The organism is Geodermatophilus sp. SYSU D00700 (assembly GCF_054050255.1).
Genome location: NZ_JBJGZA010000047.1, coordinates 1 through 23,273, shown reverse-complemented (window position 1 = coordinate 23,273; position 23,273 = coordinate 1). Strand labels below are relative to the sequence as shown.

Sequence of the window (23,273 nt, the reverse complement as noted above, 5' to 3'; positions counted from 1 at the left end):
GTCACTGGAGTCGGGGGTCACCCCGGGCGGGGTGCCGGTCGCTGCGCACCCCTCCTGCGCACGTCCGCCCCGATCCCGTCCGCGGACCACCCGTCGCGGGCCGACGGGGCGTGCGGCAGGACGTCGCCGTCGGCGAAGACGACGCCGTCGTCGCAGCGCGCCTCGACGGTCCCGCCGCCGAACTGCTCGGCGTAGAGCCGGGCGTAGAGCCCGCCGCGCCCGACCAGCTCGGCGTGGGTGCCCTGCTCGACCACCCGTCCCCGGTCGAAGACGACGATGGTGTCGGCGGCCAGGACGGTCGAGAGCCGGTGGGCGATGGCGATGGTGGTCCGGCCGCGCATCGCCTGCTCCAGCGCCTGCTGCACGAGCCGCTCGCTGGCGGTGTCGAGGGCGGAGGTCGCCTCGTCGAGGATGAGCACGCGGGGGTCGGCCAGCAGCACCCGCGCGATCGCCAGGCGCTGCTTCTCCCCGCCCGAGAGCCGGTAGCCGCGCTCGCCGACCGTCGTGTCGTAGCCCTCGGCCAGGCGCTCGATCCGCTCGTCGATGTTGGCCGCGCGGGCCGCCGCCCGGACCTGCTCGTCGGTGGCGTCCGGGCGGCCGTAGCGCAGGTTGTCCCGCACCGAGGCGTGGAACAGGTAGGACTCCTGCGTCACCACGCCCACCGCCCGGGCGAGCGTGGCCCGGGTCAGGTCGCGGACGTCGTGGCCGTCGAGGGTCACCCGGCCGGCGTCGACGTCGTAGAGGCGGGGCACGAGGTAGGACGCCGTCGTCTTCCCGGCTCCGCTGGGGCCGACGAAGGCGACCAGCGACCCGGCGGGCACGTCCAGGCTGACGCCGTCGAGGACCCACGGCTGCGCGCCGTCGCTCCCGGCGCGGTCGCCGGTGCCGTACCGGAAGCGGACGTCCTCGAAGGCCACGTGCCCGGCCACCTCCTCCTTCCGCAGGTCGAGCGCGCCGGGCCGGTCGACGATCGCCGGCCGCAGGTCGAGGTACTCGAAGACGCGCTCGAACAGCGCCAGCGACGTCTGCACGTCGACGCCGACCCGGAGCAGCGCCACCACGGGGAACAGCAGCCGGGTCTGCAGGGTCGTGAAGGCCACGATCGTGCCGGCGGTCAGGGTGTCGGCACCGCCCGCGAGGAAGACCCCGCCGATGGACAGGCCGGCCACCAGGTAGACCAGCGCCGGGGTCAGCCCGAAGAAGGCCTGGACGGTGGCGAAGAACGACTGACCGGTCATGGTCTGCTTCACCTGGAGGTCGGCCTGGCGGGCGTTCTCCTCGGCGTAGCGCCGCACCTCGGCGTCCTGGCGGTCGAACACCTTGGCCAGCAGCACCCCGCTGACCGACAGCGTCTCCTGCGTGATCGCGGTCATGTCGGCCACCGACCGCTGGGTGGCGCCGGCGACCCGGCGCCGGACCCGCCCGACCCGCACCTGCAGCACGACGAACACCGGCAGCAGCACCACCGCGACCAGCGTGAGCCGCCAGGACAGCACCAGCATGGCCACCAGCGCGCTGACCACGGTCACCACGTTGCCGAGGATCGAGCTCGCGGTGTCGGTGACCACCGACTGCACCCCGGCGACGTCGTTGCCCAGCCGGCTCTGGATCTCGCCGGTGCGGGTGCCCGTGAAGAACGCCAGCTCCATGCGCTGCAGGTGGGCGAACAGCCGGTCCCGCAGGTCGCGCATGACGGCGTTGCCCAGCCGGGTCGTCAGCCAGGTCGTCGCCACCCCGAGGGCGGCGCCCACCAGGACGACGGCGATGCTGGCGCCCACGAGCGCGACCAGCAGGCCCAGCCGGGGCGGGCCGATCGAGCCGTCGGCGGCCCGCGGGAACAGCGCCCGGTCGAACACCGCCTGGGTCAGGAACGGCTGCACGATCCCCAGCAGCGAGGACACCAGGATCGCCGTGGCGACGACGGCCACCCGCGCGCGGTGGGGGCGGAACAGGGCCAGCACCCGCCGCCCCGTGCGGTCCGTCGCCGTCGCCGTCGTCGCCGCCGTCCCAGTCCTCGTGCCCGTCGCCGCTGCCGTGGCCCGGGGGAGCCCCGGCGGGCCGGCGGTCATCGCCCGAGCGTGTCCCACGGCCGGCCGGGAGTCCAGTGCTGCCCGGGTAGCCCGGGACTGCGCTCTCGGCGAACACCCGGAACGGCGGAGCGGCCCGCCCGCGTTCTCCGCGGCATCGGTGATTACACCGTTGCAGGAGGAGGAGCACGACGATGAGCGGAACCGAGAGACTGCCGCTGCTGCCGCTGGACGACACGGTCGTCCTCCCCGGCATGGCGGTGCCCGTGGAGCTGGAGGACGCCGAGGCCCGGGTCGCCGTCGACGCGGCCCGTACGCCGGAGGGGACGTCCCGCGTCCTGCTCGTCCCGCGGCTGGACGGCCGCTACGCCGGGATCGGCACCGTCGCGGTGGTGGAGCAGGTCGGCCGGCTGCCCGGGGGGCAGCGGGGTGCGCTGGTGCGCGGCACGGCCCGCGCCCGCATCGGCGCGGGTGCCGGCGGGCCCGGCGGCGCGCTGTGGGTGGAGGTCACCGTCCTGCCCGACGAGGGGCAGGGCGAGCGCGCCCAGGAGCTGGCCCGCGAGTACAAGGGCCTGGTCGTGTCGGTGCTGCAGGCCCGGGGCGCGTGGCAGCTGATCGACGGCGTGCAGCGGCTGACCGACCCGTCCGCGGTGGCCGACACCGCCGGGTACGCGTCCTACCTGACCGCCCAGCAGAAGCTGACGCTGCTGGAGACCGCGGACGTCGCCCGCCGACTGGAGCTGGCCACCGGCTGGGCCCGCGAGCACCTCGCCGAGCTCGAGGTCGCCGAGACGATCCGCAAGGACGTGCAGGAGGGCATGGACCGCCAGCAGCGGGAGTTCCTGCTCCGCCGGCAGCTGGCCGCCGTCCGCAAGGAGCTGCGCGAGCTGGAGGGCGGCGGGGACGGCGGCGACGAGCCGGCCGACCTGCGCACCCGCGTGGAGGACGCCGACCTGCCCGAGCACGTGCGCACGGCGGCGCTGCGGGAGGTCGACCGGCTGGAGCGCACCTCCGACCAGTCGCCGGAGTCCGGCTGGATCCGGACGTGGCTGGACACCGTGCTGGAGCTCCCGTGGTCCACGCGCACCGAGGACGCCTACGACGTCGCCGGCGCGCGGGCGGTGCTCGACGCCGACCACGCGGGCCTCGACGAGGTCAAGGAGCGCATCACCGAGTACCTCGCCGTCCGCAGGCGGCGCGAGGAGCGCGGGCTGGGCGTCGTCGGTGGCCGGCGCAGCGGCGCGGTGCTGGCGCTCGTGGGCCCGCCGGGGGTCGGCAAGACCTCCCTGGGGGAGTCGGTGGCCCGCGCGATGGGCCGCCGGTTCGTCCGCGTCGCGCTCGGCGGCGTCCGCGACGAGGCCGAGATCCGCGGCCACCGGCGGACCTACGTCGGCGCGCTGCCCGGCCGGATCGTGCGCGCGGTCGCCGAGGCGGGGTCGATGAACCCGGTCGTGCTGCTCGACGAGGTCGACAAGCTCGGCAGCGACTACCGCGGCGACCCCGCGGCCGCGCTGCTCGAGGTGCTCGACCCCGCGCAGAACCACACGTTCCGCGACCACTACCTCGAGGTCGAGCTCGACCTGTCCGACGTCGTCTTCCTCGCCACGGCCAACGTGCTCGAGGCGATCCCGGCGCCGGTGCTCGACCGCATGGAGGTGGTCCGGCTCGACGGCTACACCGAGGACGAGAAGGTGACCATCGCCCGGGACCACCTGCTGCCCCGCCAGCTCGAGCGCGCCGGGCTCACCCCCGACGAGGTCACCGTCGACGACGACGTGCTGCGGACGCTGGCCACCGAGTACACCCGCGAGGCCGGCGTCCGGGAGCTCGAGCGCCAGCTCGCCCGCCTGCTGCGCAAGGTCACCGCGCGGCTGTCCGGCCCGGACGCGGCCCCGGTCCACGTCGACGCCGGCGCGCTGCGCGGGCTGGTCGGCCGCCCGCGGTTCACCCCGGAGTCCGCCGAGCGCACCGCGCTGCCCGGCGTGGCGACCGGCCTGGCCGTGACGGGCACCGGCGGGGACGTGCTCTTCGTCGAGGCGTCGCTCGCCGACCCCGAGACCGGGGTCACCGGGCTGCGCCTGACCGGTCAGCTCGGCGACGTGATGAAGGAGTCGGCGCAGATCGCGCTGTCCTTCCTCCGCTCGCACGGCGCCGAGCTGGAGCTGCCGGTGTCCGACCTGCGTGAGCGGGAGGTGCACGTGCACGTGCCCGCCGGCGCGGTGCCCAAGGACGGGCCCAGCGCCGGGATCACGATGGTCACCGCGCTGGCGTCGGTGCTGTCCGGCCGGCCGGTGCGCAGCGACGTCGCGATGACCGGCGAGGTCTCCCTCACCGGCCGGGTGCTGCCGATCGGCGGGGTCAAGCAGAAGCTGCTGGCCGCGCACCGCGCCGGCATCCCCGAGGTGCTGCTGCCGGCGCGCAACGAGCCCGACCTCGACGACGTCCCGGCCGCGGTCCGCGACCTGCTGACCGTCCACCTGGTCGGCGACGTCCGCGACGTGCTCGCCCTGGCCCTCGAGCCCGCGACCAGGCCGGCGCTCGCTGCCTGAGCCCCGGGGTCCGACCGCGGTGGTGCGGTCGGGCCCCGGCGCGGCGGCCGGCGGGGTCGCCGCTGCCCGCGGGCGGGTGGACGGCCGGCCCGCGTCAGGCCGTCCGGGCGCCCGCGGCGGCGCCGGGCGGGTCCTGGGTGGTCGCCGAGCGTGCTCGGGCGGTCAGGTAGGCCACGCGGGCCACGGACTCGACCACACCGGCGCTGAGCAGTGCGGTGCTGACCAGGCCGAGGACGCTCGTGGACTCCGTGCTGAGCTCGCGCTGGGCCATCTGCAGCACCACGAGGACGACGAGGAGCAGCATCTCCTGCCAGTTGCGCTCCAGGACCAGCCGGTTGCCCACCCGGTGCGCGCGGCCGAGGAGGTAGCGCGCGCGGAGGACCCCGAGCACCGCGCCGACCACCCCGCCGATCGCGAGTGCGACCAGGTGCGCCGACCCGGCGGCGACGTCCTTGGCCAGCACCCCGGCGACCAGCACCACCGCGACCAGGGGCTCCAGCCACTGCTGCTGCAGGCGCACGGCCCGCTCGCGCCTGCCGAGGTGGTAGCGGCGGCGCAGCACCCGCCGCCGCCAGAACGAGTAACCGGCCAGCAGGAGCAGCACGGCCAGTACGACGACCTCGAGGACCCCGTTCTCCGCCGGGGCGCCGGACGCGGCGAGGGCCGTCGTCCCTGGGTCAGCAGGAGCGCTCACCGGACCTCCCTGCGCGCGGCGGCGGCTGTCCGGGAGGGGATCGGCTGCCGACGGGGGCGGCTGTGGGTACAGCAGGCTATCGGGGGTGCGGCCTCGCGGACCGTCCCGCGGCGCGCGGGACCGGCCGCGGTGGTGCGGTCAGGCCGCGGGGCGGCGGGCGGGTGCGGGGCGCGGCGCCGGGCGGACGAGCGCGACGGTCGCGACGATCCCGAGGGCGACGATGCCGATCGCGACCAGCAGCACCGCGTCCAGCGCCGCGACGAAGGCGCGGTCGTAGGCGGCCGACAGGACGCCGGCCGAGGAGCCCAGCTCCCGGGCGGCCGCGCCGGGACCGCCGGCGGCGGCCAGCCGGGCGGCGTCGGCGGCCGTCGTGGGGTCCAGGCCCGCGCCGGCCAGGGCCGCGGTCAGCCGGTCGGCCAGCACGGCCTGCAGCAGGGTCCCCAGCCCGGCGATGCCCGCGGCGATGCCCAGCTGCCGGGCGGTGTTGTTGACCCCCGAGGCCATGCCGCTGTGCGCGGCGTCGACCGTGCCCAGCGCGGCGACGGTCATCGTGGGGTTGACCAGCCCCGCGCCCGCGCCGAAGACCAGCAGCCCCGGCAGGAGCCGCAGCAGCCCGGCGTCGGGGGAGAGGCCGACGAGCAGCGCCGGCCCGAGCCCGCAGAGGACCAGCCCGGCGACCAGGGTGAGCCGCACGCCGGCCCGGGCCACCACGCGGGCGGCGAGCAGGGACACCGCCAGCGAGGACACGGCGAACGGCGCGACCTGCACCCCGGCCATGGTCGGCCCCGACCCCCCGACCTGCAGCAGGAACAGCGTGAGGTAGACCACCGGCGCGAACCCGGCCGCGGCGAACACCAGCGCGACCAGCGTGGCGCCCAGGAAGGTGCGGTCGCGGAGCAGGGCCGGCTCGATCAGCGGCGCGCGCACGCGGTGCTCGGCCAGCAGGAAGCCGGCGAACAGGACCAGCGCCCCGGTCGCCATGGTCAGGGTCGCGGCGCTGGTCCAGCCCAGCGCGCCGGCCCGCTGCAGCACCACGACCAGCAGCACCAGCGCGCCGGTGAGCAGCGTGGTGCCCAGCCAGTCGAGGCGGGCCCCCGCCCGCGCCGGCCCGCCGCGCAGGTGACGGGCCCCGACGGCGAGGGTGGGCAGCACCAGCGCCGCGGCGACGAGGAACTGCGACCGCCACCCGCTCGTCTCGACCAGCACACCGCCCAGGAGCGGCCCCAGCGCGATGGCCCCCGACACGCTGGCGCCCCAGATGCCGACCGCCCGGGCGCGGGCCGGGCCCTCGAACTCCGCGGCCAGCAGCGCCAGCCCGTTGGGGAACAGCACCGCCGCGCCCAGGCCCTGCACCACCCGCCCGGCAACCAGGACGGGAGCCGAGGGCGACAGCCCGCACAGCACCGACCCGGCACCGAAGAGCGCGAGGCCGAGCAGGGCGCAGCGGCGGTGCCCGTAGCGGTCGCCGAGCGCGCCGCCGGCCAGCAGCAGCGAGGCCAGCACGAGGGCGTACACCGACAGCACCCACTGCTGCGTCTCGAAGCCCGCGGCCAGGTCGGCGGCGATGGCGGGCAGCGCCACGTTGGGTGCGGTGACGTTGAACAGCAGCAGCGCCGAGGCCAGACAGACCACGACCAGCGTCCACCGCTGACACCGGCGCGCGGCGGCCTCGGGCTCTCCGGGCGGGCGGGGGACCGGCGGGGCCCCGGGGTGGGCCGGGCACGCGGCCAGGCCGGCGGCGGGCCGCACATCTCCCCGCTCGAGGAGCCGCGGCGCACGCCCGGCCACGGCCTACACCGCCGGGCGGTCGGCGCCGCGCAGAGCGGGGGCGGGGGTCGGGGCGTGAGCCATGTCCGGTCCGCCTTCCGTCGCGGGCGAGCGCAGCCTGCGGCCCAGTCAAGCACGCAGGATCCGCAGTCGCTGCCGTCGTCGGCGCCTCCCGACCGCGCATGCGGCGGGGGTGTGGTCAGGGGTGGATCCAGGGTCCTCCCGGATGTGCCGCGCCGGGTCCGGCCAGCAGCCTGGGCGCATGCCAGCGACGGTCCGCGAGCCCGGTCCCGCGACGACGGCCCCGCCCCCGCTGCCGCCGGTCCGGCCGGCCACCTGGCCGGCGCGCGACTCCGCCCCGGCGCAGTTCGTCCGGTTCGTCCTGGTCGGCGGTTCGGCGAACCTGGTCTACGCCGGTCTCTTCCTGCTGCTGGCCGGGTCCGGGACCCAGGCGGCCAACCTGGTCGGGGTCGTGGCGTCCACGGCGCTGGCCAACGAACTGCACCGCCGCCTGACCTTCCGCGCCGGCGACCGGACCGGCTGGGCGACGGCGCAGTGGGCCGGCGGTGGCCTGGCCGCCGCGGGGCTGGCGGCCTCGAGCCTCACCCTGGCCGCGCTGGAGACCTGGACCGTCTCCGCCGGGCCGGTCGTGTCGGTGCTCGCGGTGTGCGCGGTCAGCGGCGCGGTGGGACTGGTCCGCTTCGCCGGGCTCCGCTGGGTCCTCGCCGTCCGCCCGGGTGCACGCCCTCCCGCCGCGGTGCGCCGCGACGGCTCAGCGGGCGTCGCGCAGCGGAGCGGTGCAGCAGCCGTCGCACGGATGGGCGGTCGTGGCGCCGCCGACGGACTGCAGGTGGACGACGTCGTCCGGGTCGGGATGCCCGACGCCGTGGTCGCAGACGCGGTCGGAGAAGCCGTAGAACTCGCGCCAGACCCGCGGCCACGTCCGCATGTGGTGGGCGCTCGGGTGGTGCAGGGAGCAGCCACGGCCCTCGCAGAGCGCGGGGTCGTGGGGACGGGTCAGGCTCATGCCGGGCGCGGCCCCCACCGGCGCGCCCGGGACCGTCGCGTGCGTGCAGGCGTCGGCCGTGACCGGCTGGATGACGCGAGGCAGCCCCGGCGGCTCCGGTGCGGTGGCCGACGTCGGCTCGGTGACGGCCGGGGGGATGGACACACCACGCAGCCTCGGAGCACCTCCTGTACGTCCCCCCGTGTCGGGGCTGTGAGCTCCCTGGGAGGCGTGACGTGGGACACCCGCCGCCGGGCGGCGCGGCGCGGTTACCGGGACGAGGTGCTCGCGGACCGCCGACGGGACAGCAGGTGCGCGACGAGCAGGACGGCGGCGACGCCGCCGACCACCGCGAGGGTCTGGGTGGCCGACCACTGGGGGCTCCCTGCCTCGTCCTCCTCGGGGGCCGCGAGCGAGCGGAGCCCGTCGGACATCGTGACGACCGCGCCGGACCAGTCCCGGGCGTCCAGCCGCGGCTGCACCTCGTCGAGGACGACGCGCTCGACGTCCACCTCGGACAGGGGGAAGTCGTCGTCGACCCACCACCCGTACTCGTAGGTGTCCTGGCCGACGGCCACGGCCAGCAGCACGTCGGACTCCTCGAGAGCGGACAGCCGCGCGGTGCCGGCGGCCCAGTCGCCGGCGTCGGCGGAGTCGAAGGAGGACACGAAGACGGCGTGCAGGCCCAGGTCCGTGTCGGCGCCCAGGTCCTCCACCGACGCCTGGGCCGCCGCAGCCCCGGCGCCCAGGGCCCCGACCTCGTCGGTGACCTGAGCGGTCATCTCGAACGGGGGCTCGGCCCACGCCGGTCCGGGGACGAGCGTCACCAGCGCCACCGCTCCGGCGACGACCACAGCCCTGCGCACCACGACCTCCGAGGGGGATCCGGGCACGGGACGCCCGAGATGGCGGACTCTACGTGCGGCCGGTCGCGTGGCCACCCCGGCGACCCACCGCGGGGGCGGGCTCCGCCCGTCCGGGGGACACCGACCGGCACGAACGGCTGCACCGCGACGCGGGCCGGACCGGTCAGCCGTCCGGCGGGCGCGTCCCCTCCAGCGTCCCCCTCGCAGGGGCGGTCCGCAGCGTCGGCGTCCCCGTCCCCGCGACCCCGACCGCCACGCGCAGCGCGTCGTCGAACCAGTCCGCGACGTCCAGGGACCCGAACCGCCCGACCGTCGGTCCCGACGGGTCCTGGCCCGGGCAGAGGTCGACCTCGATCCGGGACAGGTCGTCGAGCGTCGCGGCGCCGACCTTCACCAGGCTCTCCTTGCGCACCCAGTGCCGCAGGAACGCGGTCGCCGGGTCGGCGGACTCGCGCACCCGTTCCAGCTCGGCGGGGGTGAGCGCGGAGCCCAGCACCGCCGGGCCGGTGCCGCCGGCCGGGGGTCCCTCCACGTCGACGCCGACCGGGTGCCAGTCCGCGGCCGCGACGACGGCGCCGCGGGTGTGCGCCAGGCTGACGTGCACCTCGGGCAGGCCGGCCAGCGACGGCCTGCCGTGGTCGGCCGAGCCGCACTCCGCGCACCGCTGCACCAGCTCGAGCGTGCCGACCGCGCGGCCGGTCAGCGCCGCAGCGCAGTGCCGCACCAGCACGTGGGCCGCGACGTAGGACTCCCGGTCGGCGGGGTGGCGCAGGGCCGCGGCCCGCCGTCGCTCGCGCGCCGTCAGGACGCCGCCATCGGCGTCCTCGAGGACGGCGCGGGCGCGGCCGGTGACCACGAGGGGTCCTTCTCCCGGCACCCGGTCCATCCCGCTCTCCCTGCCTCGCGGCCAGCTCCGCGCGGGAGAGGGTAATGGCGAAAGCGCATTGTGATCGATCGCTTTCTCAGTGTCACAAGTCGACCGATCGGGTTACGGGCACGTCACGTCCCGGATTGCGTCGGTGCTGCTCAGTGACAAAGGAGGGCGTGTCGCCGTCCATTTCGATCTCTGCTGCAGGAGGTCGCGGATCAGCAGGTTTAGTGGTCCGTCGAATGCCGTGTCGGGGGCTGCAGAGAGTGAGCGAATGGCAACACAGAACGAACGAACCCAGGACTTCTCGGACTTCCCCCACGAGGAGAACGGGCACTCAACCGTCGCGGCTGCCCGGAACGCCCCCCTCGGCGCCACCGCCCTCGGACACCGGCTGCACGACGACGTCGGATACCGGCTGCACGACAACTTCGTCGCGGAGCTCGGCCAGACCACCGGGGTCACCCGGCTGAGCCGGTACTTCGAGCGCACCTGCGACAGCCGGCCCTCGGCGACGGCGCTGGAGTGCGGGGGCGAGCGCCTCTCCTACGCCGACCTCGACCAGCGGGCCAACCGCCTGGCCAACCTGCTGATGAGCCGCGGCATCGGGTGCGGCGTCCGGGTCGGCATCCTGCTGCACCGCTCGGTCGACACCTACGTCGCACTGCTGGCCGTCACCAAGACCGAGGCGACCTTCGTCCCCATCGACCCCGAGGCGCCCGCCGACCGGCTGCTCTACATCGCCGAGGACTGCTCGCTCGCCCTCGTGGTGACGCACTCCTCGTTCGCGGCCTCCTGCGCCGCGCTGCCCTGCGAGAGCCTCCTGCTCGACGAGCTCGGGCACGAGCTCGCGGTCCAGTCGAGCGCCCGCCCCGGCACCGAGTCCGACGGGGACCCGGTCTGCTACGTCATCTACACGTCCGGCTCGAGCGGCCGCCCCAAGGGCGTGGAGATCAGCCAGTCCAGCATCTGCAACTTCATCGGCATCGTGCCGTCCCTGTACGGGGTCGAACCGACCGACCGCGTCTACCAGGGCATGACGATCGCCTTCGACTTCTCCATCGAGGAGATCTGGCCCACGTGGGCGGTGGGGGCGACGCTCGTCGCCGGCCCCACCGACGGCCGCCGGGTGGGGTCGGGACTGGCCGACTTCCTCGAGGACAACGAGATCACGATGATCTACTGCGTCCCCACCGTGCTGGCGACGCTGGACCGCCTGCTGCCCAGCATCCGCACGGTCAACGTGGGCGGGGAGGCATGCCCGCGCGAGCTGGTCGACCGCTGGGGGCCCGGGCGCCGGATCCTGAACACCTACGGGCCCACCGAGACCACCGTGACCTGCACCATGGCCGAGCTGCTTCCGGGCCGGCCGGTGACCATCGGGCGCCCGCTGCCCACCTACCGGGTCACGCTGCTCGACGACGACCGGCGCCCGGTGCCGGCCGGAGAGGTCGGGGAGATCTGCGTCGGCGGGCCCGGTGTGGCCCGCGGCTACGTCAACCGGCCCGACCTCACCGCCGACCGGTTCATCCCCGACCCCCGCGGCATCCCCGGGGAGCGCATCTACCGGACCGGGGACCTCGGCCGGTTCCTCCCCGACGGCCAGATCGAGTACCTCGGGCGCGCAGACAGCGAGGTCAAGGTCCGAGGCCACCGGGTCGACCTGCAGGAGATCGAGAGCGTGCTCCTGGAGCACCCCGCGGTGACGGCCGCCGTGGTCGCCCTGCTGCCCTCGTCGGACACCGGCGGGGACCTGGCCGGCTACGTCGTCCTGCGGGGCGGCGAGGCAGACGCCGCCGACGAGGTCATCGCCCAGCTGCACGAGCAGGCAGTGCAGCAGCTGCCGCCCTACATGGTGCCGTCGTACCTCGACGTGGTCACGTCGATCCCGATGCTGCCCAGCGGCAAGGCCGACCGCGGCCGGCTGCCGGCGCCCACGCGGCCGCGGCTGATCCGCACCGGCGCGGAGCACGAGCCCCCGGCGACCCCGGCGGAGGCGTGGATCGCCGGGCTGTGGGAGGAGATGCTCTCCCTGCCCGCCGGTGCGGTCTCGGTCGAGGCCGACTTCTTCGAGGCGCTGGGCGGGCACTCCCTCGTGGCGGCCAACGTCGTCTCCGCCATGCGGGAGAGCGACCTCGGCGCGGGGCTGTCCATCCTGGACTTCTACCGGCACCCCACCGTCCGGGGCCTGGCCGCCTTCCTCGAGGCCGGCGCCGGTGACCAGCCGGACGCCACGACGCTCGAGCCGCGCGAGCCCCGGCCGGCGCCGCCGTCCCGTGGTCGAGTCGTCGCGTTCGGAGCGGCGCAGCTGTCGGTCCTGGTCGCGATCGTCGGGCTCTTCCTCCTCCCCGTCGCCGTCGCCTACGGCCTCAACGACGGCCAGCCCTCGCTGGCGCTGGTCCTCCAACTCGCGGTCGCGCTGCCGACGTCCTACCTCGTCACCCGCTGGGTCCTCCCGGTGGTCGGTTCCCGACTGCTCTCGCGCGGCCTGCGCGCCGGAGACCACCCGCTGTGGGGCGGCACGCACCTGCGGGTGTGGACCGTGCAGAAGCTGCTGTCCATCTCCCCGATGACCGTGCTCAGCGGGTCCCCGTGGGCGGCGACCTACCTGCGCCTGGCCGGCGCCCGGGTCGACGCCGAGTGCCACCTCGGCTCGGCCGACGTCTCCCTGCCGTCGTTCCTGAGCGTCGGCCCCGGCGCGACGATCGGGTACGGCACCCAGCTGCACGGCCACCGCGTCGCCGAGGGCGTGCTGACCCTCGCCCCGGTCACCATCGGCACCGGCGCCGTCGTCGGGTCCGAGAGCGTGCTCGAGTGCGGCTCGGAGGTCGGGGAGAACGCCATCCTCGGCGACCAGTCCCTGCTGCCCTCCGGCCGCGCCGTCCCCGCGGGGGAGAGCTGGGCCGGGTCCCCGGCGCGGTCGGCGCCCGAGGCGATCGACCCGGTCGTCGGGCTCATGGCCGCGTGCGCCGCCGCCCCGCGCACCTGGTCCCGCGGGCTCCTGGCCGGCTTCGCGGGCGGCGTCCTCCTCCTGGAGCTGATGCCGTTCCTGATCCTGCTGCCGGTGGTCACCGTGGTGTGGTGGGTCCTGCTCACCTACGGCACCGCGGCCGCGTTCCTGGCCACCGCGCTGTCCGGGCCGCTGTTCGTCCTCGCCTCCTGCGGCTTCCTGCTGGGCGCCCGCCGCCTGGTGCTGTCGGCGACGCCGGAGGGCGTGCACCACCTGCGGTCGAAGCTGGGCGTCGAGAAGTGGCTGGGGGACAAGCTGCTCGAGCTGAGCCTGCTGTTCACCAACACCATGTACTCGACCCTCTACACGCCGATGTGGCTGCGGGCGCTGGGGACCCGCGTCGGCAAGGGCGCCGAGGTCTCCACCATCGCCAACATCGACCCGGACCTGCTCACCCTCGGCGAGGGCAGCTTCGTGGCCGACATGGCCAGCGTGGGCAGCGCGACCTACGCCAACGGCCACGTCGCCCTCCGCCGGACCGAGATCGGCTCCCGCGCCTTCGTCGGCAACGCCGCCTTCGTCCCCGCGGGCTCACAGCTCGGCGCGGGCTCGCTGATCGGCGTCCGCAGCGTCCCGCCGACCGAGGGGGCGGACCCCGGCACCTCCTGGCTCGGCTCACCGCCGTTCTACCTGCCGCGGCGAGAGGTCTTCGAGGAGTTCACCGAGGCGCAGACGTACGCGCCGTCGCGGCGGCAGGTGGGCGCCCGGTACGCGATCGAGTTCCTCCGCATCGTGCTGCCGAGCTCGCTGCTCGCCGTCGCGACCTTCGCCACCCTGTACGGCCTGTCCTCGTTGGCGCTCTCCTGGAGCACGGTGGCCACGGTCCTGCTCGCCCCGGTGGTGGCCCTGGGCTCCAGCGCCCTGGTGCTGTTGTTCGTGGCCGCGCTCAAGTGGGCCGTCGTGGGCCGGTACCGGCCGCGGGTGCGGCCGCTGTGGAACGGGTTCGTCCGCCGGACCGAGTTCGTCACCGGCGTCTACGAGGCGGCGGCGGTCCCGGCGCTGCTCACCTTCCTCACCGGCACGCCGCTGCTCGGCCCGGCGCTGCGCCTGTTCGGCTGCCGGGTCGGCCGGCGGACGCTGATCGACACGACCTACGTCACGGAGTTCGACCTCGTCACGATCGGCGACGACGTTTCGGTGGGCGCGAACGCGTCGCTGCAGACCCACCTGTTCGAGGACCGGGTCATGAAGATGGACCACGTGGTGCTGCGCGACCGGGCGAGCATCGGCGACAAGGCCGTCGTCCTGTACGACTCCGTCGTCGAGGAGGACGCCACGCTCGCCGCCCTGTCCCTGGCGATGAAGGGTGAGGTGCTGCCCCGGGAGACCACCTGGTGCGGCATCCCGGCCCAGAAGGTCGGCCGCGCCCCGGTGGCCGCGCCGCCGCACCGCGCCCACCGGCTGTCGACGGCGGGGGAGGGCCGGCGATGACGACCGGCGCCGAGGGGCAGCGGGACCCCGTGACGACTCCGGCGGGCCGGCCCGGGGCGTCCACCCTGGCCCACGCCTGCGACCCGGCCCCGCCGGGGGACGCCTCCGGCACCCCGGCGACGACGGCCCCGGGCCGGCGGTCCGGCTCGCGGCTGATCGGGATCGACGCGGCGCGGGGGGTCGCCCTGCTGGGCATGATCGCCGTCCACGTCATGGACCCGGTCGACGCCGACGGCCGCAACCCCTCGCTGACGTGGAGCCTGGCGGCGGGCAAGTCGGCGGCGCTGTTCGCCCTGCTCGCCGGCGTGGGTGTCGCCTTCGCCAGCGGCCGTCGCGAGCGGCCGCACGGCCGGGCCTGGGTGGCCAGCGCGAGCTCGCTCGTCGTCCGTGCGCTGCTGATCGCCGTCGTCGGCCTCACCCTCGGGGCCGTCGTCCCCGAGGAGCGGGCGGCGGTGATCCTGCCGTACTACGCCCTGCTGTTCCTGCTGGCGATCCCGCTGCTCTCGCTGTCGGTCCGCGCCCTCGTGCTGGTCGCCGGCGCCATCGCGATCGGGATGCCGGTCCTCAGCCACGTCCTGCGGTCGGGCAGCGAGCTGGTCGCCGCCCCCAACCGCACCTTCGGGCAGCTCGCCTCGGACCCGGTGGGTGTGCTCACCGAGCTGGCGCTGACCGGGACCTACCCCGCGCTGCCGTGGCTGGCGTACCTGTGCGTCGGGCTCGCCGTGGGCCGGGCGGCGCTGTCCTCCCGTCGGACCGCCGTCACCATCGCGCTCACCGGAGCCGCCCTCGCGGTGGCCGCCCGGGTCACGTCGTGGGTCCTCCTCGACGTCCTCGGCGGGCGCGCCGACCTCGAGGCGGTGGCGCTGCGGTCCCTGACCCAGGAGCAGCTCGCGGACCTGCTGGCGTGGGGCCCCGACGGCGTCACGCCGTCGGACACCGGGTGGTGGCTGGCCACGGTCTCGCCGCACTCGAGCACGCCGTTGGACCTGGTGTTCACCATCGGGGTCGGCCTGGCCGTCCTCGGGGTGTGCCTGCTGCTCGGGCGGATGACGACCGGCCTGCTGCGGCCGCTCGCCGTCGCGGGCAGCATGACCCTGACGCTGTACTCCCTGCACCTGCTGCTGCTCAGCTCGCCGTTCATGCCGGACGACGACCTGGCCTCCCTGCTGGTCCAGGTCCTGGTCCTGGTCGCCTTCGCCTTCGCCTGGAGCCGCACCCACGTGCGCGGTCCGCTCGAGGACCTCGTGGCCCGGGCGACCGGGGCGGTCCGGCAACGAGTGCTGGCCGGGCGCCGGGAGGAGGCCGGTGCCACCGCCTGACGGGGGCCGCTCCACCGGCCGCGACCTGGCGCTGGTCTACCGCGGACCGGCCTCGACCCCGGGGTGCCCGGAGGCGGTCGCGGCCGCGCTCCGCCGGAGCCGGTGGGACCTGGAGGTCCGCTTCGTCGGACCGCGCGAGGAGCTCCCGCTGCAGCCCGACGTGCTCGCCGGCGCCCGCCTCTACGCCCAGCCCGGCGGCGGGACGCTGCGGGCGGCGCACCGGAAGCTGCGGCGTTCGGCGGACACCATCCGGGAGTTCGTCCGGTCCGGCGGCGGTTACCTCGGCTTCTGCCTGGGCGGCTACCTGGCGGGCGAGACCTCCGGCTTCGGCCTGCTGCCCGGCGACACCGACCGGTTCATCTCCTCACCCGGCGCGCGGCCGGACCACGACGGCGACAGCCTGGTGGAGCTCGACTGGGCCGGACACCGCCGCCGGGTCTTCTTCCAGGACGGCCCGTGGTTCGACCTGGACCCCGCCCGGGGCCCGGCGGAGGTGCTCGCCACCTACGGCAACGGGCTGCCCGCCGCGGTCGTCGCCCCCTTCGGCCGCGGCGCGGTCGGCGTCGTGGGACCGCACCCCGAGGCCACGCCCGACTGGTACACCGACAGCGGGCTGCCCGTGCCGGCCGACGTGCGCGCCGACCTCACCCAGGACCTCGTCGACCGGGTGCTGCGGGCGGCCCGGCCCGGAGGCCGCGCCGCCTGACCCCTCCCCGACGACGGACCGGTGGGGCGCTCCCCGAGCGGGAGCGCCCCACCGGCGTCGTGGGAGGAGGCGTCAGGAGGCGTCGATCAGCTGCCCGACCGTGCGGCCGAGCCGGCCGTCGAGCGCGTGGCCGACCCCGGCCGGCCACTCGTGCGAGGTGACGACGCCGCGGCCGGCGTAGAAGCGCTCCCCGGCCTGCGCCCCCCATGAGGCGGTCAGCGGCACGGCGGTGTCGGCGGTGCCGGTGTACCAGTGGCCGCGGACCCCGGCCATGCGGGCGGCGGTCACCGCGGCCCCGCCGTCGGCGGGCGGCCCGCCGCCGCCGAACACCACCCAGCCGCCGCCGAGGCGCATCAGCTCCGGGTGCCGCGGCACGAGGAAGCGGGTGATCTCCTGCGCACCGGAGGAGAAGCCGGCCAGCCACACCTCGGTGACGGGGTAGGCGGCCATCTGGCGCTCGACCAGCTCGGCCAGGAAGTCCGCGTAGGCGGCGGTGTCGCCGGTGTGCCAGCACTCGCAGGACTGGTTCGGGCTCTCCACCGCCAGCGTGACCGCGTTGCGGGCCTTGGCGGCCGCGACTAGCCCCGACGCGCCGCCGAGCGCGTAGGAGGAGCCCGGGTTGTCCACGCCGTACTCGCCGGTGCCGTCGAGGTAGACGACCAGGCCGACCGGGCGCGCCGGGTCGACGCCGCCGGCGTAGAGGAGGTAGTTGCCGGTCTGCCCGTTGCCGGCCCGGAACGACTGGCGCGGCTGGTCGGTGAACGCCCCGCCCGAGCCGCCGGTGGAGCCACCGGCCGCCGGCGCGGCGGCGGCGGCCGACGTCGGCGCGCTCGACGACCCGCCCGCCGTCGGGGCCGCACCGCCGCGCCCCGAGCCGGCGGCCGCGGTGGCCTGCGGGGCCCCGGGCGCGGCCTCGGCTTGGACGTCCCCGGTCGCCGGCGCGGACGACGCGTCCTCGGCCGGCGGCTGGGCGGGCTCGGTGGGCTCGGCCACCGGGGCCTCGACGGGCGCCTCGGCCGGGACCTCGACCGGGACCTCGACCGGGGTCTCGGCCGGGACCTCGGCCGGCGAGGTGGGCGAGGGCACGGGAGCCGGGACGGTGCTGCTCGGGGCCGCCTCGGCGAGGGGAGCGGGCGGTGCGGCCTCCGCCCGGCTGCCCGCGTCGGTGGCGCCCGTCCGGCCGGCGGCGCCGAGCTGCAGGCCGGCGGGGTCGCACGCGGCGGTGGTCAGACAGATGATGGCCGCGGACGCGAGCACGCCGGCCCGGCGACCGGCGGCGGAGAGGGAACTGCGCACGAGTGGGGAGCCTCCGGATGTCCGCCCGTGACGACGGAACGTGATTGCGCTGTGACGCTACGAGGCTGACAGATCAACTCCGCGTCGACCAGAGGGCTGTTGGTCACACTCGTCCCAGCCGTACCACCCGTCCCGCCCGCCGCACCGAGCTGCCGATGACCCATGCCACGTTCGTCGGCGGTTCCGCGTGTCGGGTGCTGCGGGGATGATCGACGGTGATCGGTCAGGTCGGAGCCACCCGGTGGCCAGCTCACGAGGACGGGGATGCGCGGAGGTCGACGGTGGTCCGCGGTCGTCCTGGTGTCGTCGGTGGTGGTGACCGGCGGGTGCTCGGCGGCTCCCGAGGCACCGGCGGAGCCCGACGGGCGGGTGGCCGCCGTCGCGGAGCCGTGGGCCGACCGGCCGGTGGTGGACCTGCGGTTCGAGGTCGCCGCGGACCTCGGCTCGGTCGCCGGCCGCGAGGTCGTCGAGTTCACCCCCGACCTGGACACCTGCGAGCTGGTCTTCCGCGCGTGGCCGAACAAGCCCGCGACCGCGCGCGCGGGCAGCTCGCTGACGGTCACCGAGGTGCGGGTGGACGGCCGGGACGCCGGGTTCCGCGACGTCGCCGCCGGTGCACCGGCGGGCACCCCGGGCACGCTGGTCGAGGTGCCGCTGGAGGAGTGCCTGTCGGCGGGGGAGACCGTCACCGCTGACCTCTCCTTCGACGTGGTGCTCGGCGAGGAGGTCAACGAGCGGGTCGGGACCTCCTCCGAGGCGGAGGCCGCCTGGTTCGCCACGGCGTTCCCCCTCCTGGCGTGGGAGCGCGGGCGCGGCTGGGAACGGGGTCCCGCCGTCCCGGTCGCCGGCGAGACCGCGGTGAGCGAGGACTTCCGGCTGCGGTCGCTGGAGGTGGTCGCGCCGTCGGGCTACGGGGTCCTCGGCACCGGGCAGGCGGACGGGACCGAGGACGGGCCCGACGGGACGACGGTGCACCGCTTCACCGCGCCGGCGGTGCGGGACGTCGCCGTCGCGGTCGGGGACCTCGAGGTGACCGAGCGGACGATCGGCGGCGTCCGCGTGCGCGTGGGCCTCGACCGGGCGGTGGAGCGGGCGACCGGCGAGGACTGGCTGGACCAGATCGCCGGGTCCACCGACGACCTCGTCGAGTTCCTCGGCCCCTTCCCCTACGACGACCTCTGGGTGGTGGTGCTCTCCAGCCAGACCAGCGGCATCGAGTTCCCGGGGGCGATCCAGTTCGGTGACGTGGACCCCGAGCAGCGCCGGGGCCTGGTGACGCACGAGCTCGCGCACATGTGGTTCTACGGGCGGGTGGGCAACGACCAGGGCGAGCACCCGTGGCTGGACGAGTCGTTCGCGACGTTCGCCCAGATGGTGGCCGACGGCGACGAGGAGCCCGTCGTCCACGGCTCAGACGGGGACGCCCCGCCGGTGGGCGGGTCCATGACCTACTGGGCCGCGGAGTTCGAGCGCCCGAGCAGCACCTACTACGACACCGTCTACACCCTCGGCGGCGCCGCGCTCGTGGAGGCCCGCGACCGGGCCGGCCACGACGTGTTCGACGACGCGCTGGCCGGCTACACCGCGGCGAACGCCTACGCCGTCGCCGAGCCCGAGGACGTCCGGGAGGCGTTCGCCGACCTGCCGGAGGTCCTCGAGGTCCTCCGGCAGGTCGGCGCCCTGCCCTGACCGCCGGCCGACCGCTCACCGCCGGACGAGGGCCCGCAGCTCCTCGGCCCGCTCCGCCGTCCAGCCCTCCGGGCGCAGCAGCAGCGCCCAGGCGTCCACCGACTCGCGGGTGTAGCGGTGCCCGTGCCCCTCGGGCACGTCGAGGGAGAAGGGCATGTCGAGGGTGACCTGCCAGAACGTGACGACGGGCAGCCAGGTCATCTCGTCGAGGACGTCGCGCCCGGGTTCCTCGGCCAGCCAGTCGGGGCGGGAGAACAGCAGCGACGGGCTCCACCACACGATGGGGTCCGACGGGTGCTGCAGGAACAGCACCCGAGCCCCCTCCCACGGGACGCCGGCCGGGGGAGCGCCCTGCGTGACGTCGGTGCTGAACCGCACCGTCCGCCCGCCGCGGTACACCGGCTCGACCTCGCGGCTGCCCGGGTCGCGGTCCTCGCGGAACTCGGTGTGCAGCGCGTTGAAGTTGGGCGCGCCGACGAACAGCGCGCCCGAGACGCGGTTGCGCAGGTCGGACTCGCCGCTGAAGGCGGCCTCCGCGCCGAACGAGCCGAGGCTCTCCCCGAAGACGTAGAGCTGCGGCCGCGCGTCGGCGGGGAGCGCCGACCACCGCTCGTAGACGGCGTCGAACAGCTCCCGGCCGGCGGCGCGGGCACGGGACTGGTCGACGAGGTAGGAGATCCCCGAGGGGACGTAGGAGTACTGCATCGACACCAGCGCCGAGTCGCCACCGGCGATGTACTCGAAGGCGGCCATCGAGCCCGCGTCCAGCCAGCCGCGACCCGTCGTCGTCGCCACCAGCAGCCGGGACCGCTCGAAGCCGCCGGCCCGCGCCAGGTCGTCGACGGCGAGCTGCGCGCGGACCTGGACGTCGTCGGCGCTGCGCACGCCCGCGTAGACCCGGATCGGTTCCTCGGCCGCGGTGCCGGTGAACGCCGCGATCTCCTCGGCCGACGGGCCGCCGGCGACGATGGTGCGGCCCTCCCGGCCGAGGGTGTCCCACGCGATCAGCGAGCCCGGGCCGCCCGAGCGCAGCCCGCTGTCCGGCTGCTCGACGCCGTCGGCGGTGCCGGAGTCGACCAGGGCGAAGGACTCGTGCAGGCTCGTCCGCAGCGCCTCACCCGGCGACCCGGCCACCAGGAACAGCACGAGGCCGGCGACCACCAGCCCGCCGAGGGTGCGCGCCGCCCGGGCCCCGATCTGCCGCTCGAGCACCCGGGCGACCGCCCGCGCGGCTCCCCGGACCAGGCGCGCGACCCCGAGGAGCACGGCGAGGACGAGCAGGCCGACGGGGAGTGCCAGCAGCGCCCGCCACAGCGGCTCCCCCTCGGCGCCCATGAGGTCGCGCAGCCGGCCCTGCCAGCGCCGGCCGAGCAGGAAAGAGACCGTGAGCAGCACGGCCGCCGCCACGGCGAAGACCCGCCAGGACCGCCGCCGCGGCCGGCGGCGGTCGCGGTCGGCCAGTCCGCGCCAGACCGCCGCGAGGAGGACCCCGAGCCCGTACCCGAGCGCCGCGCTGATCCCGGCCACCACGCCCTGCGCCACCCCGCTGCGGGGCAGCAGCGACGGGGTGGACGACAGGCAGGCCAGGAGCAGAGCACCCCACGAGCCGGGCAGCGACAGCGCCCGTCCCGGCCGGGACCACCGCGCCGTCCTGCGCGGACCCAAGGCGCGCGCGGGGGAGCCCGCTGCCGGGACCGGGTCCGGCTGCGGCGCCTCGGCCACCCCGACCGGGGCCCCCGGCACGCTCACGGTCCCGACACCGGCCAGCCGGCGAGCGCCCAGACGGCGACGACCGCGCCGGTGAGCAGGCCGACCGTCAGCAGCAGCGCCCACGCGGCGAACACCAGGTCGAAGTCCTCCGGGTCCGGTTCCGGCCACTCCCGCCCGTCCTGGCCGGGAGGCCGCACGGTGGGGATCGACACCGGACCTCCTGGCACACGGAGCGGGACGGGCCTGGGAGCGGGAGCCTGGCGGCTGGTGACCGACGGTGGCCTCACCTGCACGGGATGAGGTCCCGTGCCGGCGGTGCGTCAGCGGTCGTAGCCACGGTGCTGCCCACGGCGAGGTCCTGCGGTGAGCGGCGCGAGGAGCTCACGGCGACCCACAGCAGGCCGATCGGGAAGGCGCGGCCGCGTCCCGCAGCGGCCGGCCGGTCGGCCACGCCCGCTCGGCGACCACGATGCCCGCGCCGACCACGACGTCCCGGGCCGACGGCACCCGCGCGCCGTCCGGGACCACCACCGTCACGGTCCCGTCCCCGGTCAGGTGGCGATGCGGCTGTCGTCGACCGGCCCGCCGACGGGCGCCGCGCGCCGTGCCGGCGCCGGCCGCATGCGCCCCACGGCCAGCAGGGTGACGCCCTCGAGCAGGGTCTGGAGCGTCAGCAGGGTGCCGAGCAGGGTCAGGGTGGCCGTGGTGAGGTTGAACAGGATCCACAGGCCCAGCACCACCGAGATGATCCCGCTGACCACGAGCACGGTCCGCGCCTCCGCGACCAGCACCCCGCCGAAGACCCGCGCCAACCCGGTCGCGAGGAACATCGACCCCGCCAGCAGCGTCAGGGTCAGCGCGCCGACCGTGGTGTTGCGGAGGATGAACAGGCCGAGCACCGCGAGCACGACCCCGCCGAGGGCCACCGCCCAGGACCCGCCCTCACGGATCGTGAACAGCGCCCCGACGACGAGCACCACCCCGGAGATCAGGGCCGTCCAGCCGATCAGCACGACCGACACCACCGTCGCGAGGACGACGTTGCCGAGCAGGATCACGCCGGCGATCACCAGCAGGACCCCGATCGCGATGTCGCCGCCGGTCCGCCGTCGCTCGAAGGTCGTGGTCACGTGCGCTCCTCCCGGGGTCCCCAGCCAGGGCAGCCTCCCGGGGCCGGGTGCGGCCCGGCTCCTCCGCGGAGGATGAGGTGTGGCACGGCGGCGTCCCGCCGGACCGGTCGTGACCGTCGGTCCCCGCTGCGGTCGCGAACCGTCCACTCAGTTGTGCGCAACCCCTGTCGGCGACGTCTCGATCGTCGTACGTTCGTGCCGCTGCAAGGGGGGGATCGTGGCCTCAGGCACGGGCTCGAGACGATCCGGTATACCTCGTGCGAAGACGGCGATCCCGCGTCTGTCGCCGGGGTACGTGCGCCGGCCGCGGCTGCTCGCCGCCCTCGACGCGGCGACGCCGGGCCAGGTCACCGCCGTGTGCGCGCCCGCCGGGTACGGCAAGACCCTGCTGCTCGCGGACTGGGCGTCCCGCGACCCGCGACGCACGGCCTGGGTGTCCCTCGACGCCGACGACGACGACGACCGGCGCTTCTGGTCGGCCGTGCTGAGCGCGCTCGCCTCCTGCGCGGTCGTGCCGGCGGACTCGCCCCTCCACTCGGTCGCCGTCCCGCGGCTGCCGAGCCGGGACCCGGCGTTCCTCGCCACGGTGGCCGACGCGGTCGACCTGCTGCCCGAGCCCGTCCGGCTGGTGCTCGACGACGTGCACGAGCTGACCGCGTCCGAACCCCGGCACGGGCTGGCCGCCCTCGTCCGCGACCGTCCTCCCGGGCTGCACCTGGTGCTGGCCGGACGCACCGACCCGCCGCTGCCGCTGAGCCGCATGCGGGTGGCCGGCGAGCTCGCCGAGATCCGGGCGGAGGCCCTCCGGTTCTCGGTGCCGGAGGCGGACACCATGCTGGCCTCGGCCGACGTCGAGGCCAGCCCCGAGCAGGTGCGCCTGCTCGTCGAGCAGACGGAGGGCTGGGCCGCCGGGCTGCGGCTGGCGGCGCTGTCCCTGCGCGAGACCGACGACCCCGACCGGTTCCTCACCGACTTCGTCGGCAACGGCCGCGCCGTGTCCGACTACCTGGTCGGGGAGGTCCTGGCCCGGCTCCCGGCCGACGTGCTCGACCTGCTCCGGGCGCTGAGCGTGTGCGACCAGCTGTCCGCACCGCTGGCGGTGGCGGTGTGCGGCCGGCCCCCCGCCGCCGAGGGCCCCCAACCCCCGTACCCCCACACCAACCAGGGCCAGACCAACCCCCACGGCCCCCCCACGGTAAGCGGGC

Annotated in this window: 16 protein-coding genes and 2 pseudogenes; 7 read left to right on the top strand and 11 right to left on the bottom strand. The window is 76.0% G+C overall.

Features of this window, described 5'->3' with window-relative positions:
* Positions 1-17: 17 nt before the first annotated feature.
* Positions 18-2,069, bottom strand: coding sequence for an ABC transporter ATP-binding protein (locus tag ACI79V_RS21880; RefSeq protein WP_456892691.1), 2,052 nt, complete (start codon positions 2,067-2,069; stop codon positions 18-20).
* Between the two features lie 152 nt (positions 2,070-2,221).
* On the opposite strand from ACI79V_RS21880, the gene lon reads away from it, so the two are divergent.
* Positions 2,222-4,576 (top strand): endopeptidase La, encoded by a 2,355-nt coding sequence (gene lon / locus ACI79V_RS21875; protein WP_456892689.1) that lies wholly within the window; start codon positions 2,222-2,224, stop codon positions 4,574-4,576.
* Between the two features lie 94 nt (positions 4,577-4,670).
* Here the strand turns inward: lon and ACI79V_RS21870 are convergent, their stop codons facing one another.
* Both ACI79V_RS21870 and ACI79V_RS21865 read right to left on the bottom strand, forming a co-directional pair.
* Positions 4,671-5,270 carry a hypothetical protein gene (locus ACI79V_RS21870; RefSeq protein WP_456892687.1) on the bottom strand — a complete coding sequence of 200 codons (600 nt, stop codon included), beginning with the start codon at positions 5,268-5,270 and terminating at the stop codon, positions 4,671-4,673.
* Positions 5,271-5,408: 138 nt separating this feature from the next.
* Complete coding sequence (locus tag ACI79V_RS21865) at positions 5,409-6,902, bottom strand: MFS transporter (protein ID WP_456892685.1); 1,494 nt, start codon at positions 6,900-6,902, stop codon at positions 5,409-5,411.
* A gap of 217 nt (positions 6,903-7,119) precedes the next feature.
* On the opposite strand from ACI79V_RS21865, the pseudogene ACI79V_RS21860 reads away from it, so the two are divergent.
* A pseudogene (locus ACI79V_RS21860) lies at positions 7,120-7,743 on the top strand (GtrA family protein); the annotation flags it as partial.
* Between the two features lie 66 nt (positions 7,744-7,809).
* Here the strand turns inward: ACI79V_RS21860 and ACI79V_RS21855 are convergent.
* The 3 genes from ACI79V_RS21855 to ACI79V_RS21845 form a co-directional block, all read right to left on the bottom strand.
* Complete coding sequence (locus tag ACI79V_RS21855) at positions 7,810-8,208, bottom strand: hypothetical protein (RefSeq protein ID WP_456892683.1); 399 nt, start codon at positions 8,206-8,208, stop codon at positions 7,810-7,812.
* Positions 8,209-8,312: 104 nt separating this feature from the next.
* Positions 8,313-8,909, bottom strand: a complete 597-nt coding sequence (locus tag ACI79V_RS21850; protein WP_456892681.1) for a TPM domain-containing protein — start codon at positions 8,907-8,909, stop codon at positions 8,313-8,315.
* Between the two features lie 163 nt (positions 8,910-9,072).
* The gene (locus ACI79V_RS21845) at positions 9,073-9,795 is read right to left on the bottom strand and encodes a 4'-phosphopantetheinyl transferase family protein (RefSeq protein ID WP_456892679.1); all 723 of its coding nucleotides are present in this window, start codon (positions 9,793-9,795) and stop codon (positions 9,073-9,075) included.
* Positions 9,796-10,051: 256 nt separating this feature from the next.
* On the opposite strand from ACI79V_RS21845, the gene ACI79V_RS21840 reads away from it, so the two are divergent.
* From ACI79V_RS21840 to ACI79V_RS21830, 3 genes are read left to right on the top strand one after another with little or no spacing between them, the layout of a single operon-like run.
* Positions 10,052-14,218 (top strand): Pls/PosA family non-ribosomal peptide synthetase, encoded by a 4,167-nt coding sequence (locus tag ACI79V_RS21840; protein ID WP_456892677.1) that lies wholly within the window; start codon positions 10,052-10,054, stop codon positions 14,216-14,218.
* A complete protein-coding gene (locus tag ACI79V_RS21835; protein WP_456892675.1) occupies positions 14,215-15,537 on the top strand; it encodes a heparan-alpha-glucosaminide N-acetyltransferase domain-containing protein in 1,323 nt (440 codons plus the stop codon). Before ACI79V_RS21840 ends, ACI79V_RS21835 begins: the two co-directional genes overlap by 4 nt.
* Positions 15,524-16,243, top strand: coding sequence for a BPL-N domain-containing protein (locus ACI79V_RS21830; protein WP_456892673.1), 720 nt, complete (start codon positions 15,524-15,526; stop codon positions 16,241-16,243). Before ACI79V_RS21835 ends, ACI79V_RS21830 begins: the two co-directional genes overlap by 14 nt.
* A gap of 72 nt (positions 16,244-16,315) precedes the next feature.
* On the opposite strand, the gene ACI79V_RS21825 is transcribed toward ACI79V_RS21830, so the two are convergent.
* A complete protein-coding gene (locus ACI79V_RS21825) occupies positions 16,316-17,539 on the bottom strand; it encodes a hypothetical protein (protein WP_456892672.1) in 1,224 nt (407 codons plus the stop codon).
* 264 nt (positions 17,540-17,803) lie between these two features.
* Here ACI79V_RS21825 and ACI79V_RS21820 point away from each other — a divergent pair, with 264 nt between their 5' ends.
* Positions 17,804-19,228: a M1 family aminopeptidase gene (locus tag ACI79V_RS21820; RefSeq protein WP_456892670.1), complete on the top strand. Its 1,425-nt coding sequence runs from the start codon at positions 17,804-17,806 to the stop codon at positions 19,226-19,228.
* A 15-nt stretch (positions 19,229-19,243) separates the two neighbouring features.
* Here the strand turns inward: ACI79V_RS21820 and ACI79V_RS21815 are convergent, their stop codons facing one another.
* The 4 genes from ACI79V_RS21815 to ACI79V_RS21800 form a co-directional block, all read right to left on the bottom strand.
* Positions 19,244-20,977, bottom strand: coding sequence for an alpha/beta hydrolase (locus ACI79V_RS21815; RefSeq protein ID WP_456892668.1), 1,734 nt, complete (start codon positions 20,975-20,977; stop codon positions 19,244-19,246).
* Positions 20,974-21,150, bottom strand: a complete 177-nt coding sequence (locus ACI79V_RS21810) for a hypothetical protein (protein WP_456892667.1) — start codon at positions 21,148-21,150, stop codon at positions 20,974-20,976. Before ACI79V_RS21810 ends, ACI79V_RS21815 begins: the two co-directional genes overlap by 4 nt.
* 169 nt (positions 21,151-21,319) lie before the next feature.
* The gene (locus tag ACI79V_RS21805) at positions 21,320-21,475 is read right to left on the bottom strand and encodes a hypothetical protein (protein WP_456892665.1); all 156 of its coding nucleotides are present in this window, start codon (positions 21,473-21,475) and stop codon (positions 21,320-21,322) included.
* Positions 21,476-21,489: 14 nt separating this feature from the next.
* A complete protein-coding gene (locus ACI79V_RS21800) occupies positions 21,490-22,068 on the bottom strand; it encodes an HdeD family acid-resistance protein (protein ID WP_456892663.1) in 579 nt (192 codons plus the stop codon).
* Positions 22,069-22,363: 295 nt separating this feature from the next.
* Between ACI79V_RS21800 and ACI79V_RS21795 the strand changes: the two are divergent.
* Positions 22,364-23,273: pseudogene (locus tag ACI79V_RS21795) on the top strand (hypothetical protein); the annotation flags it as partial.